The organism is Brucella anthropi ATCC 49188 (assembly GCF_000017405.1).
Taxonomy (GTDB): Bacteria; Pseudomonadota; Alphaproteobacteria; order Rhizobiales; family Rhizobiaceae; genus Brucella; species Brucella anthropi.
The window spans coordinates 322332-336502 of sequence record NC_009668.1 but is presented as its reverse complement, the minus strand read 5'-3'; the positions used below and the strand labels follow the sequence as shown (position 1 = coordinate 336502).

Below are 14171 nucleotides of genomic sequence, written 5' to 3'. Positions count from 1 at the left end.
GATTTAAATCTTAAGTGGAAAACGAAACCAGGACTTCGCCTCACTCAAAAGAAAGCAAGCGATCCAGTTCTGACAGTGGCTTTGCACTTGCAAGCAGGGCTCGTGCCTCTGCGTCATCGCGCTTCATCTGATCGATAAGCGGATCAAGGCCATCAAACTTGATTTCCCCGCGCAGAAAGCCAAAGAAGGATACACAAGCGATCTCACCATAAAGGTCGCCCGAAAAATCAAAAAGAAATGTTTCAAGCAGAGGCGTACCGTCACTGTCGACGGTTGGCCGACGACCAAAACTCGCAACCCCGTCATAAAGATCGCCGTTCTCACGCCTGAACCTGACAGCATAGATTCCGTGCTTTAAGCCCGCTTGCGCGTCGATTTGCATGTTCGCGGTCGGAAATCCAAGCGTACGTCCGAGCTTCTTGCCGTGAATAACTTTACCGCAAGCCATATAGCGATAACCAAGAAGTCCCGCTGCTTGAACGACGTCCCCTTCGCAAAGCAGATTTCTTATGCGGGTCGATGAGACGAGGTTATCGCCTTCGTCTGAAAAGGCGTCGACAAGTGTAACCGTGAAACCGGCTTTTTCTCCAGCTTTCTGAAGAAATTCCGGTGTTCCGCGCCGGCCCTTGCCGAAATGAAAATCATAACCGGTGACCACACAGCTTGCTTGCAATCTTTCAACCAGAATGTGTTCAACGAAGTCCTCCGCAGAGCGAGACGAGAACTCACCGGTAAATGGTTGCTCGACGACCGCATCAAAACCCATCAGACGCAGAATCTCAGCCTTCTTTGCTGCTGCGGTCAAACGATCGATCGGCGCATCTGGCTTGAAGAAGCTACGCGGGTGCGGCTCAAAAGTCAGGACTACTGCTGGCAGATCGCTTTTTTCAGCAATCTCCAGCGCGCGCTCCAGAACAGCCTGATGGCCGCGATGGACACCATCGAAATTACCGATTGCCACGACACAATTCTGCAGGCGTTCCGGTAAAGAATCCGTTCCAGAAAGGCGCTGAAAGCTGGATGGGGTCATTGTGATCCGAACTTCGTTGGTCGTAACGAGATTGCTCGTGCTCAAACAAGCGCATTAAGCGCAGCAACCGGACGATTGCCATGCTTCTGGAGAAACGCTTCCATTCGGGCAATGTCAACCGTGCCATCGGTCGTATAATCCGCAGCATGAACTCCGCCGGAGATGTAGAGCACATCCAGTCCGAAATCGGCAGCTCCCTTCACATCGGTCAAGACACCGTCTCCGATACCGAGAATCCGGCTTTTCTCGACTGTCTCACCGCGGATCTCTTCAGCGAACCTCAGTGCTGCCTCGTAAATCGGGCGATGCGGCTTTCCAGCTATAAGAGTGCGTCCGCCGAGCTGGCCATATTCGCGCGCAAGGGCACCAGCGCACCAGATCAGCCGCGTACCGCGCTCAACCATAATGTCCGGATTGGCACAGATGAACGGAAGATTGCGCGAGCGTAGTCGGACCAGCAATTCCTTATAATCGTCCGGTGTTTCACTTTCATCATCATAAAGTCCGGTGCAGACGACCCCCGAAGCTTCGAATTCTTCGACCAATTCAACATCGAGACCGTCATAGATGGTCAACTCGCGCTCACAGCCGATGTGAAACACCTTGCGCGGACCTTCGGCGATCAGATCACGGGTTACATCGCCGGACGTGACCACACGATCATAGGCATCGGCGGGAACGCCAAGACCCAACATCTGCTTTTCGACATCAGGATGAGGCCTTGGAGAATTCGTCACCAGAATGACCGTAACACCCTTGGCGCGCGCGCGCTTTAGCGCCTCGATTGCAGCCGGATACGCGGCTTCACCGTTATGCACCACGCCCCATACATCACAGAAGAGCACATCGTACTGGTCGGTCAGATCGTCGAGGCGTTCGAGCTGCTTCATGGTTTCCTCTTGATAATCCATCGGTAAGGCGAGAACCGCTATAGGGTGTCTTTAAGACTGCCGAGAAGGCAGCCAGCGCTCCATCTAACGCAGCCAATCACATCTGTCACGGTCTTTGGCCTGGATATCCGACCGGCAAAGCGCGTCCAATTATCCCATAGGTGATTTCACCGATCATTTACCGTGCTTCGTGACTGACTGTTAGAAAGATGCTGGTAGGAGCGGATACAACCTTTCATTTCATGTGTCGCAGACACAACCGTCGGCGGGGGCTACATTGAAAAACTGGATCACTCAAACCAGCAGTCTTGCGCTGCGTAGTTTTCGCCATTTGACTCAACCCATGAGCCTGCGCTTTGCCAAAGACGAGCGCGGTAATTTTGCGATGATAATGGCTTTGGTGCTGGTGCCCCTGTTGCTTGCCGGCATGGTTGCAGTCGACTCCGCCAATCTCATGCGCGTGCGCAACAATGTGCAGGCTTCGCTCGATGCTGCGGCACTTGCTGTGGGTAGGAGATTTTCCACTGGCGAAAGTCAAACTGTCGTGCAGGTCTACGGTGCGCAAGTTTTTACCGCCAACCTTACCGCACTGAGCGCAGATGCGGTCAATTTCGACGTCGCTTTTCCCAAAGATAAAACAACTGATCAACAGATACAGGCGACCGCTGGATTCACTTATAAGTCCCTGTTTGGTGTCATTGCTTCTCGCCTTACAGGAGATGATTGGGATCAAAACCAATATACGCTCAGCTCTTCGGTCAGGCTTAAGAACACGATTGAAGTCGCTCTCGTTCTCGACAATTCCCGCTCCATGGATGAAACCAGAAGCGGGTCGACAAAAAAGCGCATCGACCTTCTGAAAGAAGCCGCCTCACAGCTCGTGGAGACAATGGCCGCGCAATCCACGCTCATAACCCACGTTGAAAACCCTGTGCAATTTTCACTCGTTCCCTTTGCTGGTTCAGTAAATGTCGGCCCGCAATATTTGAACGCAGCCTGGATGGATCCGGAAGGCAGGTCTCCCGTCAATCTCGAAAACTTTACGCTGCCTGTCACCATCGACAGTACACGCAAGATAGAAGAAAAGCCGGTAGGCAGCGGGCGATACTACAAATCCGGAACTGGCTGGGGAGAACGCAATAACAAACCTTATTCGCGTGCAGAACTTTATGCCGACCTTTCCCTGCGATCGAAAGAGACTTGGCTCCCTTGGCAGGGTTGTGTCGAGTCTCGTCCGGGCACCTATGCGCTGGATGTAACGCCTCCTTCTGACAACAACCCAGACACATTATTTGTCCCCATGTTCGGCCCGGCCGAGTACTACAATACCGATAGCAGGGGAAACGTCACTTCCACCGTTTTGAACAGCTGGTGGCAAGACGACACATCCTTGGCTTACTCGCCCCGGCAAAGCGATCTCAAGAAATACTATCTGCGCGATTCCCTCGACAAGATTTACCGAGGTGGCAGATCGAATGATGGTGGCCCCAACTATAGCTGCACATCATCACCTCTCACCCCATTGACGGACGTCACTACCGAACAGGGGATGAAAACAATTCAAACCGCAATCAAGGCGATGGTACCAAGCGGCGGTACGAATGTTCCCGAGGCTATGGCCTGGGGCTGGCGAACGATCGTCCGAGGAGCACCGTTTACAGAAGCCCGGCCTTCGACCGAACGCGGCAATGATAAAGTTGTGATCGTGCTGACCGACGGCGCCAACACCTATTATAAATATGACGGACTGGCTGGCTCGGGTCCCGACAGAGCTGCAAACTTTTCCTACTATTCAGCGCACGGCTACACTGCTCGCATAACCAAACACTACAGCCAGGCCCGTTTATTTCAGGAAAGCGGCGTTTCGGTTTCGCAAAATAACAGTACATATACGAAGGCTATGAATGCGCGTTTTGCAAAGCTCTGCGACAACGCCAAGTCAGCCAATATCATCGTTATGACAGTCGCATTGGATCTCAGCGAGACGAACAGCACCGAGAAAGCACAAATAGATCTGTTGAGATCCTGCTCTTCAAACTCGCGCGTTCGCACGGAGAGCGGCAGACCAGCCAAGCTTTTCTGGAACTCAACCGGCGGTGAACTAAGCGAAACATTCAGGCAGATCGGCGACGAACTCTCCAATTTGCGCATTGTGGATTGATATTGCCAACGACATCACCATATGCCGGATCGGACATAGTCAACCCGTGGCCGCTCCGCGTTAAGGATGGTGCAAATTAACCATCATTCGTCTGTCAAATTTCTCAGGCAATCTTGACAAGATAAGGTCCGGCTTCTATCTCAGAGCCACGTTAGCACTCTCACATGATGAGTGCTAACAAGCGCGGATCGGCTCGATCCGTTAACAGGGTTCAACGTCTATAACACCAAGGGTTATACCATGGCTGATATCAAGTTCCGCCCGCTTCATGACCGCGTCGTCGTTCGTCGCGTTGAATCGGAAGCCAAGACCGCTGGCGGCATCATCATCCCTGACACCGCCAAGGAAAAGCCGCAGGAAGGCGAAATCGTCGCTGTTGGCGCAGGCGCCCGTGACGAAGCTGGCAAGCTGATCGCTCTGGAAGTCAAGGCTGGCGACAAGGTTCTGTTCGGCAAGTGGTCGGGAACCGAAGTCAAGATCGGCGGCGAAGACCTGCTGATCATGAAGGAATCCGACATTTTGGGTATTGTCGGCTAACGCCTCCGGCTCGGTATCGTCGGCTAATATGGCCTACATACGGAGTCGATCATATACCACAAACCAATTCACCATAATCTGACCGGGACAATTCCCAGGAGAGTAAAATGGCTGCAAAAGACGTAAAATTCGGTCGCTCTGCGCGCGAAAAGATGCTGCGCGGCGTCGATATCCTCGCTGACGCTGTAAAGGTAACGCTCGGCCCGAAGGGTCGTAACGTTGTCATCGACAAGTCCTTCGGTGCTCCGCGCATCACCAAGGACGGCGTATCGGTCGCCAAGGAAATCGAACTGGAAGACAAGTTCGAAAACATGGGCGCACAGATGCTGCGCGAAGTGGCTTCGAAGACCAACGACACTGCCGGTGACGGCACGACGACCGCTACCGTTCTCGGTCAGGCAATCGTTCAGGAAGGCGCAAAGGCTGTTGCCGCCGGCATGAACCCGATGGACCTGAAGCGCGGTATCGACCTCGCAGTAACCGAAGTTGTTGCTGAACTTCTCGGCAAGGCCAAGAAGATCAACACGTCGGAAGAAGTTGCTCAGGTTGGCACCATCTCCGCTAACGGTGAAGCCGAAATCGGCAAGATGATCGCTGATGCGATGCAGAAGGTCGGCAATGAAGGCGTGATCACGGTTGAAGAAGCCAAGACCGCTGAAACCGAACTCGAAGTCGTCGAAGGCATGCAGTTCGACCGCGGTTACCTGTCGCCTTACTTCGTCACCAACCCTGAAAAGATGGTTGCTGACCTCGAAGACGCCTACATCCTTCTGCACGAAAAGAAGCTCTCGAACCTCCAGGCTCTTCTGCCGGTTCTGGAAGCTGTCGTTCAGACCTCCAAGCCGCTCGTCATCATCGCTGAAGACGTCGAAGGCGAAGCTCTTGCAACGCTCGTCGTCAACAAGCTGCGCGGCGGCCTGAAGATCGCTGCTGTCAAGGCTCCTGGCTTCGGCGATCGCCGCAAAGCCATGCTCGAAGACATCGCGATCCTCACCGGCGGTCAGGTTATCTCCGAAGACCTCGGCATCAAGCTCGAAACCGTTACGCTCGACATGCTCGGCCGTGCAAAGAAGGTTTCGATCTCGAAGGAAAACACCACGATCGTTGACGGTGCAGGCCAGAAGGCTGAAATCGACGCTCGCGTTAGCCAGATCAAGCAGCAGATCGAAGAAACTTCTTCGGACTACGACCGTGAAAAGCTTCAGGAACGTCTTGCCAAGCTTGCTGGTGGCGTTGCCGTGATCCGCGTCGGCGGTGCAACGGAAGTTGAAGTGAAGGAAAAGAAGGACCGCGTTGACGACGCCCTGAACGCAACCCGCGCTGCGGTTGAAGAAGGCATCGTTGCTGGTGGCGGCACCGCCCTCCTCCGCGCTTCGGCCAAGATCTCCGCCAAGGGCATCAACGCCGACCAGGAAGCCGGTATCAACATCGTTCGTCGCGCTCTGCAGGCTCCAGCTCGTCAGATCACGACCAATGCCGGTGAAGAAGCTTCGGTTATCGTTGGCAAGATCCTTGAGAATGCCTCTGAAACATACGGCTACAACACTGCCAATGGCGAATTCGGCGACCTGATCAAGGCTGGCGTTGTCGATCCGGTTAAGGTTGTCCGTACCGCCCTGCAGAATGCTGCATCGGTTGCCGGCCTCCTGATCACGACGGAAGCCATGATCGCTGAACTGCCGAAGAAGGATGCAGCTCCGGCTGGCATGCCTGGCGGTATGGGCGGCATGGGCGGCATGGACTTCTAAGAAGTCCATAAAGCACGCCCATCAGGTAATAAGCTCGCACCGCAAAGCGGTGCGGGTGGCGGCATGGACTTCCAAGAAGTCCATCAAGCTTACTTTAATGAAAATGCGAGAAAGGCGGCCTTGGGCCGCCTTTCTTTTTACGTTGCGTAACCGTTTGTGATTTATGAAAAATTTACTCTGCTCGCGCTTTGCTGCACCGAAGTCTTTATTTTAGAAACTTCTGATTGACTCATAACCACCAATCATGGTCAATCCCGAATGACACAGAGATGGACTTCCTGTTTGCCCCCGCACTTTGGAAGTCCTGTCTCAGGCAACAGGAAAGGCAGGCTTCGGCCTGTCTTTCCACTTGCACTTCCAAAAATTCAGCTTCTATTCTGCGGCGTCAATCTGCGCCTTTCCTGATATCGAGGCGTCATAACGTGCGCGGGCCATCATTACCTTTGCTTCATTGGCTATCGCCCACTCACCCAATGCGCGCACAGGCCGCAAGAGATCGCTCCCCATTTCAGTCAGTTCATATTCGACCTTGGGCGGAATTGTCGGAAAGATCGTACGCGTGACGAAACCATCTCGCTCCAGATTGCGTAACGTCGTCGTCAGCATTTTCTGAGAAATACCATCTACGCTTCGACGCAATTCGTTGAAACGCATTGGATGATTACCGAGATAGCTCACCACAAGCACCGTCCATTTATCGCCCACGCGAGACAAAATATCCGCAACGGTCCTGCATGCACTGGTTTCCTTGAAGTCACCGGGTTTCATAAAAGTGCCTCCTTGTGCGCTAGGTAAGTCACTTATATAGCGTCAGTTTCTAACGGTTACCATTCTAATTAAAGGTGCTATCAATGTCTAAGCTCAAAGTCGCCGTCATCGTCGGCAGTACACGTGAACAGCGTTTTGCTCCAGTCCCTGCTCAGTGGATTGCGAAACTCGTGGCAGAACGCCCGGAACTGGACGTGGAAATTCTCGATGTCGCCGATTATCCGATGGGCTTCTATGGCGACACTTCCACCACGACCGCACAAGCAGAAACTGCTGACAAATGGAAAAACAAGCTGCGCGAGTTCGACGCCTATATCCTGACTGCGGCTGAATACAATCACGCTCCTACTGCTGTTCTAAAAAACGCCATCGACTATGGTGACTGGATTCAGAAGCCAATGGGATTTGTCGGCTATGGTGGCGTCGGTGGCGCTCGCGCTGTCGAACAACTGCGGATGATTGCAGTCGAAATGTCTTCTATGTCAGTCAAGACCGGCGTTCATATACTTTTCCCTGATTATCTCGCCGTCGTCAAAGGCGAGAATAAGCTGGACGACTTCCCTCATCTGGCAGAAGCAGCCAAAAACATGCTGGATCAGTTGGTTTGGTGGGGCAAGGCACTTAAGTCGGCGCGTGCCGTCTGAATAAGACGGCAAGCCGGAACGTTAGAGTTCCCGCTTGCCGCTAGCATTGTATGCCCTATGATTATCCGCAGTCACAATGTAATGGATGATCATATGCGCAAAGAACTTCCTATCGCCTCAGCTCCGAAAGACGGCCGTAAGATAACAGTCGTCTGGACCGATGAAGATGACCAGCGTAATGAGTCAATTGCGCAGTATCGAACGCTAGCCCAATTGCAGGCCGGTGGCGGTCAGTGGGATGAGACAGATACTGGCTGGTGGACGTTCACCGATAGCAAAACTCAGCGCAAGATCGAACCGACCGCCTGGATTTCCGAAACGGATAACGGTGACGAAGAGGACGACGCTTGACCGTGGAGGTCCCGGTCAGCAAAAATTGACTTTTATAGTCATGTTTTATCAAATGATTGCGTTATAAAAGTTTCACGAAGAAACATTAGCCCGCCAAGCACCTGGCGGTGCTATATTTGCTTTGGATGGCTCGGTTTCGAGTCCAATTACCCGGAGACCTGAAATGACCGCTACGCGTACCGAAACAGATACGTTCGGACCGATTGATGTTCCTGCAGACCGCTACTGGGGCGCTCAGACGCAACGCTCGTTGCAAAACTTCAAGATCGGCGGGGAGCGCATGCCGCTTCCATTGGTCCACGCACTGGGTGTCGTCAAGCGCGCGGCAGCGGAAACCAATATTGCGCTTGGCAAACTCGATCCGGTTCTCGGCCAAGTAATTGCAGTGGCGGCGTCCGAAGTTATCGAGGGTAAGCTCGACGAGCACTTCCCGCTGGTCGTCTGGCAGACTGGTTCGGGAACTCAATCGAACATGAATGCCAACGAGGTCATTTCAAACCGGGCTATCGAACTTCTCGGTGGTGAAATGGGGTCCAAGAAGCCGGTCCATCCCAATGACCACGTGAATATGAGCCAGTCGTCCAATGATAGCTTCCCAACGGCAATCCATGTTGCCACGGCAGTTGAGGCTGTCAATCGGCTTTATCCGGCGGTTGAACATCTGACCAAGGCGCTCCAGGCCAAGGAAGAGGCCTTCAAGGATATCATCAAGATCGGTCGTACCCATACGCAGGATGCAACGCCGGTTACATTGGGACAGGAATTCTCCGGGTATCGCGCCGCGTTGGAATATGCGCGCCATCGCATCGAGCAATCGCTCGCAGACGTCTTTCTGCTCGCACAAGGCGGGACTGCAGTCGGCACGGGCCTGAACGCGCCAATCGGTTTCGATACGGGCTTTGCTGAAGCCGTGAGCGAAATTACCGGCCTCCCTTTCAAGACGGCGCCCAACAAATTTGAGGCTCTTGCCAGCCACGGTGCTATCCTCAATTTCCATGGCAGCCTGAATGCTTTGGCGGCAGACCTTTTCAAGATCGCGAATGACATTCGTTTCCTCGGTTCGGGTCCGCGTTCCGGGCTTGGTGAACTGTCACTGCCGGAAAACGAACCCGGCTCCTCCATCATGCCGGGCAAGGTCAATCCGACCCAGGCAGAAGCTTTGACTATGGTCACAACACAGGTGTTTGGTAACCAGACCACAATTACGGTCGCCGCAAGCCAAGGTCACTTCGAGCTTAACGTGTTCAAACCGGTAATCGCATATAATGTCCTGCAATCGATCCGTATTCTCAGTGATGCCATGGTGTCGTTTGCCGATCATTGTGTGGAGGGAATCGAACCGAACCTGAACCGTATCAAGGAACTGCTGGACCGCTCGCTGATGCTTGTGACCGCGCTGGCTCCGGCGATCGGTTATGACAATGCAGCCAAGATCGCCAAGACTGCGCACAAGAATGGAACGACCTTACGTGAAGAAGCATTGGCGAGCGGATTGGTGTCGGCAGAAGACTATGAGCGGCTGGTGCGGGCAGAGAGAATGATTGCACCAGAGTGAATTGGTATTCATACTGTAAACAAACTGTCGAGGATTAGACGGCTTTCCTTGACAGTCTGCAGTCGTTAATTGATGCCTCAGTTCAACAGGAGATAGCCCCGCATGTCCTCTATCACTCCACAGTCCAATGGCGCTGTAACGCTCATCGCCCGCATCTTTCTTTCGATCCTCTTCATTCTTGCCGGCTACGGCAAGCTTACCGCCATCTCGGGCACTGCAGGTTACTTCGCTGGTCTCGGCCTTCCGGTTCCAACCGTTACGGCTGTCATTGTCGGTCTGGTGGAATTTGTCGGCGGTCTCGCAATTCTCGTCGGCTTTCAGACCCGCATCGCGGCAGCCATTGTCGGTCTGTTCACCATCGGCGCGACGCTTGTTGCCCATATGGACTTCTCGCAAGGCATGAACGCCATGATGGCGCAGAAAAACCTCGCAATTGCGGGTGGCCTCTTCATCCTCGCCCTGCATGGTGCAGGTTCGCTTTCGATTGACGCCAAGCGCCGCTGATCAGACATCACCAACACAACATAAAGAAACCGCGCTATTCAGATGGCGCGGTTTTTAATTTCCAGCGTCTTGCTGCCAATGGTTAAAAAGGAGGATTCTCCTCGAATTGAGGTAAGTCATCCAAAATGTCATACCATGGAGCTTTCGAGCCGACGAAAATATGAGCAGACGGCTTCAGCTTTGGCTCCTCAGCCAACACGCCATAATTGACGTGAACATACTCGCCCCCGCGAACGATGGAATATAGAAAAGAAGCACAAGAAGCGCATCGCACATCGTGATCGATCTCGTTGCCGACAAGCATGAGCGACGATTTACTATTCGTTTCTTCGAGTGCGTGGGTTTTTATTCCACCGAAAGCCTTGAATGCACTGCCAGTGGCACGACGACATAATGAGCAATGGCAGTTCAGGGCATATTCGAATTCATCCGTCACTGTGAAACGGACTGCTTCGCAGGTACAACGTCCAATCAATTTCCGCACACTATTCATCTGAACTGTTCCGAGTTCCAATTGTGAAATGGCAACTCGCAACATAAAAGACAAACTTGAAGTTATCTACCCGCCCAGTCCTTTACGAATACGGGTCGCTACTTCTGTAACGCGTGCATTCTCGCGAGCCCTGCGCGCTGAAACAAGGCAAGCCTGCGAGCGCAGAATAACGCCGTCTTCCAGAACCTTTAGGCGGTTGGCCCGCAGTGTTGAACCCGTCGATGTAATATCGACGATCATGTCTGCAGAACCTGCAGCCGGAGCGCCTTCAGTAGCCCCCAAGCTTTCAACGATGCGGTAAACCTGAATGCCATGCTTCTGCGAAAAGAATTGCTGTGTCAGTCGCCAGTATTTGGTGGCGATGCGCAGACGGCGACCATGACGCTGGCGGAAATCTGCCGCCACATCGTCCAAGTCAGCCATGCTGGTCACATCACGCCAGACTTCCGGAACTGCCACCACAACGTCAGCATGACCGAACCCCAGTTCCGCTTCGATGGCCACGCGTTCTTCCGAATGCGCCAATGTTTCGCGAACAAGATCTTCGCCTGTAACGCCCAGATCAACACTGCCGTATCCCAGTTCACGGGCGATTTCGGAAGCCGAAAGGAACAGAATGTCGAGATCAGTTTCGCCCTCAACACGAGCCCGGTAATTGCGCGAGTCATCCGGCAGGATCACTTTGTAACCTGCCTTGTCTAGCACTGCGAGCGTCTGTTCCTTCAAGCGCCCTTTGGACGGCAATGCCAGAGTCACACTCATTTTTTCTCTCCCACCAGCATTTGCAGTCGGTCGAGCCAGATGGAAAAGCCGACACCGGGAATGTTTTCCGAAGCGCCAAGCATGGTCAGAAGCCGGTCATAGCGACCGCCGCCAGCGAGAACGCCTTCCTTTTCAACACCCGGAGCCCGGATTTCATAAACGAGACCGGTATAGTAATCGAGCGGACGCCCGAAGGAGGCATCGTAGATAATATCTTTTGTGGCGATGCCCGCATTCGCAATAGCTTCACTGCGCGCCTCAAACTTTTGCAAGACTGCAGCAAGATCAAGGGCGTGTTCCGAAGCAAATGCCCGCAAGGTAACGGCTGCGGAATCAAGCGTGACGCGCGTTTCAAGAAACTGTTTCAGAAGATCAAGCGCGGATGCAGGAAAGCGCGTAGCCGCAAGATCTTCCTTCTCGATCAACCGGCGTGCAATCTCGGCCGGCGAACGTCCTGCACTGGGCGAAATGCCAGCTTCGAGCATTTCCGCTTCCAGCATACGTGCAAGTCCGGATTCATCGCCCTCTGCCACCAGCCCGGCAAGCGTTTCCGGTAACGGATCACGCCGTTGTGCGCCGGTTAGTTCAGCAAGTACCTGTTCCATGGAATTCGCATCGCCGAAAGAACGCAGAAGCTTCTTGCGCCAACCTTGTGGCAAGCCTAGCGCCTTCAGCATACCCGCAAAGACCGACTGGTCTCCCAGAACAATCTCAAGCTCTGCTTCAGGAGCCGCCGCACGAACACAGGAAAGCGCATCAGCAATCGAGCGCGCATCCGATGCGGCTTCGTCGGAAGCACCCAAGTCTTCGATACCGGCCTGAAGAAATTCAGCCGCACCGTCACGATGCTGACGGAACACTTCGCCCAGATAGGCATAGCGCTTCGGCGTGGCAGCATTCAGGGCGATGTGGTTGCGGCAGACGGGAATGGTAAATTCCGGCCGCAAGCACAAACTATCGCCGTTCTCGTTTTCAGTGAGAAAAATACGACGGCGTAAATCCTCGCCCGCCATATCCAGGAATGGATCAGCTGGCTGAATCAGCGGAATTTCGACAAGTTCGGCTTCGCGCATATCAAGCGTCGCACGAAGAGAATTGAAAACACCAGACGAGCTCGATCCAGCCATGGCTTCCGTCACTTCGACTGTTCTGCGCGATCTCGCGCCTGGCTGACAAGGATTTCACGGACGGCATCAATGAGGCCATTTTCCTTGGCCGTGATCTGAGCCGGGCGGCTTTCGCGCCAGGTTACATTGTCCTCAATCTCCGCAGAAAGGCGCTTGCCCTCGACCAGATCCTTGATCTGCACCTCACCTGCCTCACGCTCCTGCGAGCCCTGAATGATGACGCAAGGCGCTTCACGACGATCAGCATATTTCATCTGCGCCTTCATGCCGGACCCGCCGACATACATTTCAGCGCGAATGCTCGCCTGACGCAGGTCGGAGACCATCTTCTGATAGCGGCCAAGGCTTTCTGTATCCCTGTCCATAACCAGAACCACTACCGGGCCGACGACATCGGAAACATCAAGTTTGCCGAGGTTCTTCAAAGCCGTCATCAAGCGCGAAACACCAATGGAAATGCCCGTCGCTGGTACTGGCTCGCCGCGGAAGCGTGACACGAGACCATCATACCGGCCACCACCGCCCACAGAACCAAACACGACCTTCTGACCGTCTTCATTGGTAACGTCGAATTGCAGTTCCGCTTCGAAAACCGGCCCCGTATAATATTCAAGACCACGCACACAAGAAGGATCAATGATAATTCGACCGTCATCGTACCCAGCCGCTATTGCTAAATCTCGAATATCTTCGAGTTCTTTCAATCCTTCGAGCATAATAGAGCTTTTATTAAAGTCGCTTTCCCGGATAGCTTGTAAAAGCGTTTTTCCGATGGGTTCCCCACCTTCGGGAGAGAAGTAAGGAAATACGGGATCAATTGCTTTCCTTTGACTGATATCATCGTAATCACGTGCCGCGACTGTGATGAAGTTCATCATGCGCTTGATCTGCTCATCATCAAGATTTGCGCCTTTAGTGAAATCTCCACTTTCATCAAGACGGCCCTCGCCGAGCAGAAGACGAACGCCTTCAGGTCCAAACTTGTCGAGCTTGTCGATGGCACGCAGTACATTGAGGCGCTTGGCGGCATTGCCCTCACCTTCAAGACCGATAGCATCCAGCACACCGTCAAGAACCTTGCGGTTATTGACGCGGATCGCATAATCGCCACGACTGATGCCTAGGCGCTCCATCGTGTCGGCCATCATCATGCACATTTCGGCATCGGCCGAGACATTCGGCGCACCGACCGTGTCAGCGTCGAACTGCATGAACTGACGGAAACGACCCGGTCCCGGCTTTTCATTGCGGAACACCCAACCATTGCGATAGCTGCGATAAGGCTTTGGCAACGACTCATAGTTTTCGGCAACAAAACGTGCCAGCGGCGCAGTCAGATCGTAGCGCAGCGACAGCCATTGTTCATCGTCGTCCTGAAACGAGAACACGCCTTCGTTCGGGCGGTCCTGATCCGGCAGAAACTTGCCGAGCGCATCCGTATATTCCACGAGCGGAGTTTCCACCGGCTCGAAGCCATAGAGGTCGTAAACTTCACGGATTGTCGCCATCATCTTTTCAGCGGCGCGCAAATCATCCGGCACCCGATCGACAAACCCGCGCGGCAACCGCGCCTTCATCTTGTCCGCTTTATCGGCCATTTT

At 53.6% G+C, this 14171-nt stretch carries 14 protein-coding genes; 7 read left to right on the top strand and 7 right to left on the bottom strand.

Annotated features, from left to right (window positions below; genetic code table 11):
• Positions 1 to 40 precede the first annotated feature (40 nt).
• The gene (locus OANT_RS15685) at positions 41 to 1030 is read right to left on the bottom strand and encodes a bifunctional riboflavin kinase/FAD synthetase (protein WP_011982747.1); all 990 of its coding nucleotides are present in this window, start codon (positions 1028 to 1030) and stop codon (positions 41 to 43) included.
• A 41-nt stretch (positions 1031 to 1071) separates the two neighbouring features.
• The gene (locus OANT_RS15680; RefSeq protein ID WP_010660993.1) at positions 1072 to 1920 is read right to left on the bottom strand and encodes a TIGR01459 family HAD-type hydrolase; all 849 of its coding nucleotides are present in this window, start codon (positions 1918 to 1920) and stop codon (positions 1072 to 1074) included.
• A gap of 277 nt (positions 1921 to 2197) precedes the next feature.
• Here OANT_RS15680 and OANT_RS15675 point away from each other — a divergent pair, with 277 nt between their 5' ends.
• From OANT_RS15675 to groL, 3 genes are all read left to right on the top strand, one after another.
• Positions 2198 to 4081, top strand: a complete 1884-nt coding sequence (locus OANT_RS15675) for a pilus assembly protein (protein ID WP_231771517.1) — start codon at positions 2198 to 2200, stop codon at positions 4079 to 4081.
• A 240-nt stretch (positions 4082 to 4321) separates the two neighbouring features.
• Positions 4322 to 4618 (top strand): co-chaperone GroES, encoded by a 297-nt coding sequence (groES, locus tag OANT_RS15670; protein WP_006472506.1) that lies wholly within the window; start codon positions 4322 to 4324, stop codon positions 4616 to 4618.
• Between the two features lie 107 nt (positions 4619 to 4725).
• Positions 4726 to 6366, top strand: a complete 1641-nt coding sequence (groL, locus tag OANT_RS15665) for a chaperonin GroEL (protein WP_010660991.1) — start codon at positions 4726 to 4728, stop codon at positions 6364 to 6366.
• Between the two features lie 372 nt (positions 6367 to 6738).
• On the opposite strand, the gene OANT_RS15660 is transcribed toward groL, so the two are convergent.
• The gene (locus OANT_RS15660; RefSeq protein ID WP_010660990.1) at positions 6739 to 7134 is read right to left on the bottom strand and encodes a winged helix-turn-helix transcriptional regulator; all 396 of its coding nucleotides are present in this window, start codon (positions 7132 to 7134) and stop codon (positions 6739 to 6741) included.
• Between the two features lie 83 nt (positions 7135 to 7217).
• Here OANT_RS15660 and OANT_RS15655 point away from each other — a divergent pair, with 83 nt between their 5' ends.
• The 4 genes from OANT_RS15655 (at position 7218) to OANT_RS15640 (ending at position 10188) form a co-directional block, all read left to right on the top strand.
• The gene (locus OANT_RS15655; protein ID WP_010660989.1) at positions 7218 to 7778 is read left to right on the top strand and encodes an NADPH-dependent FMN reductase; all 561 of its coding nucleotides are present in this window, start codon (positions 7218 to 7220) and stop codon (positions 7776 to 7778) included.
• Positions 7779 to 7871: 93 nt separating this feature from the next.
• On the top strand, positions 7872 to 8129 hold the full coding sequence (locus OANT_RS15650; RefSeq protein WP_040128759.1) for a hypothetical protein: 258 nt from the start codon (positions 7872 to 7874) through the stop codon (positions 8127 to 8129).
• Positions 8130 to 8292: 163 nt separating this feature from the next.
• Positions 8293 to 9684, top strand: coding sequence for a class II fumarate hydratase (fumC, locus tag OANT_RS15645; protein ID WP_011982743.1), 1392 nt, complete (start codon positions 8293 to 8295; stop codon positions 9682 to 9684).
• Between the two features lie 102 nt (positions 9685 to 9786).
• Positions 9787 to 10188, top strand: coding sequence for a DoxX family protein (locus tag OANT_RS15640; protein WP_011982742.1), 402 nt, complete (start codon positions 9787 to 9789; stop codon positions 10186 to 10188).
• Between the two features lie 82 nt (positions 10189 to 10270).
• Here OANT_RS15640 and OANT_RS15635 read toward each other — a convergent pair whose 3' ends face one another.
• The 4 genes from OANT_RS15635 to hisS form a co-directional block, all read right to left on the bottom strand.
• Positions 10271 to 10624 carry a GFA family protein gene (locus OANT_RS15635; RefSeq protein WP_231771518.1) on the bottom strand — a complete coding sequence of 118 codons (354 nt, stop codon included), beginning with the start codon at positions 10622 to 10624 and terminating at the stop codon, positions 10271 to 10273.
• Positions 10625 to 10747: 123 nt separating this feature from the next.
• Positions 10748 to 11443 (bottom strand): ATP phosphoribosyltransferase, encoded by a 696-nt coding sequence (hisG, locus tag OANT_RS15630; RefSeq protein WP_011982740.1) that lies wholly within the window; start codon positions 11441 to 11443, stop codon positions 10748 to 10750.
• Positions 11440 to 12570 carry an ATP phosphoribosyltransferase regulatory subunit gene (locus tag OANT_RS15625; RefSeq protein ID WP_011982739.1) on the bottom strand — a complete coding sequence of 377 codons (1131 nt, stop codon included), beginning with the start codon at positions 12568 to 12570 and terminating at the stop codon, positions 11440 to 11442. The genes hisG and OANT_RS15625 overlap by 4 nt, the downstream gene beginning before the upstream one ends.
• 8 nt (positions 12571 to 12578) lie before the next feature.
• On the bottom strand, positions 12579 to 14168 hold the full coding sequence (gene hisS, locus OANT_RS15620; protein WP_011982738.1) for a histidine--tRNA ligase: 1590 nt from the start codon (positions 14166 to 14168) through the stop codon (positions 12579 to 12581).
• Positions 14169 to 14171: the final 3 nt, after the last annotated feature.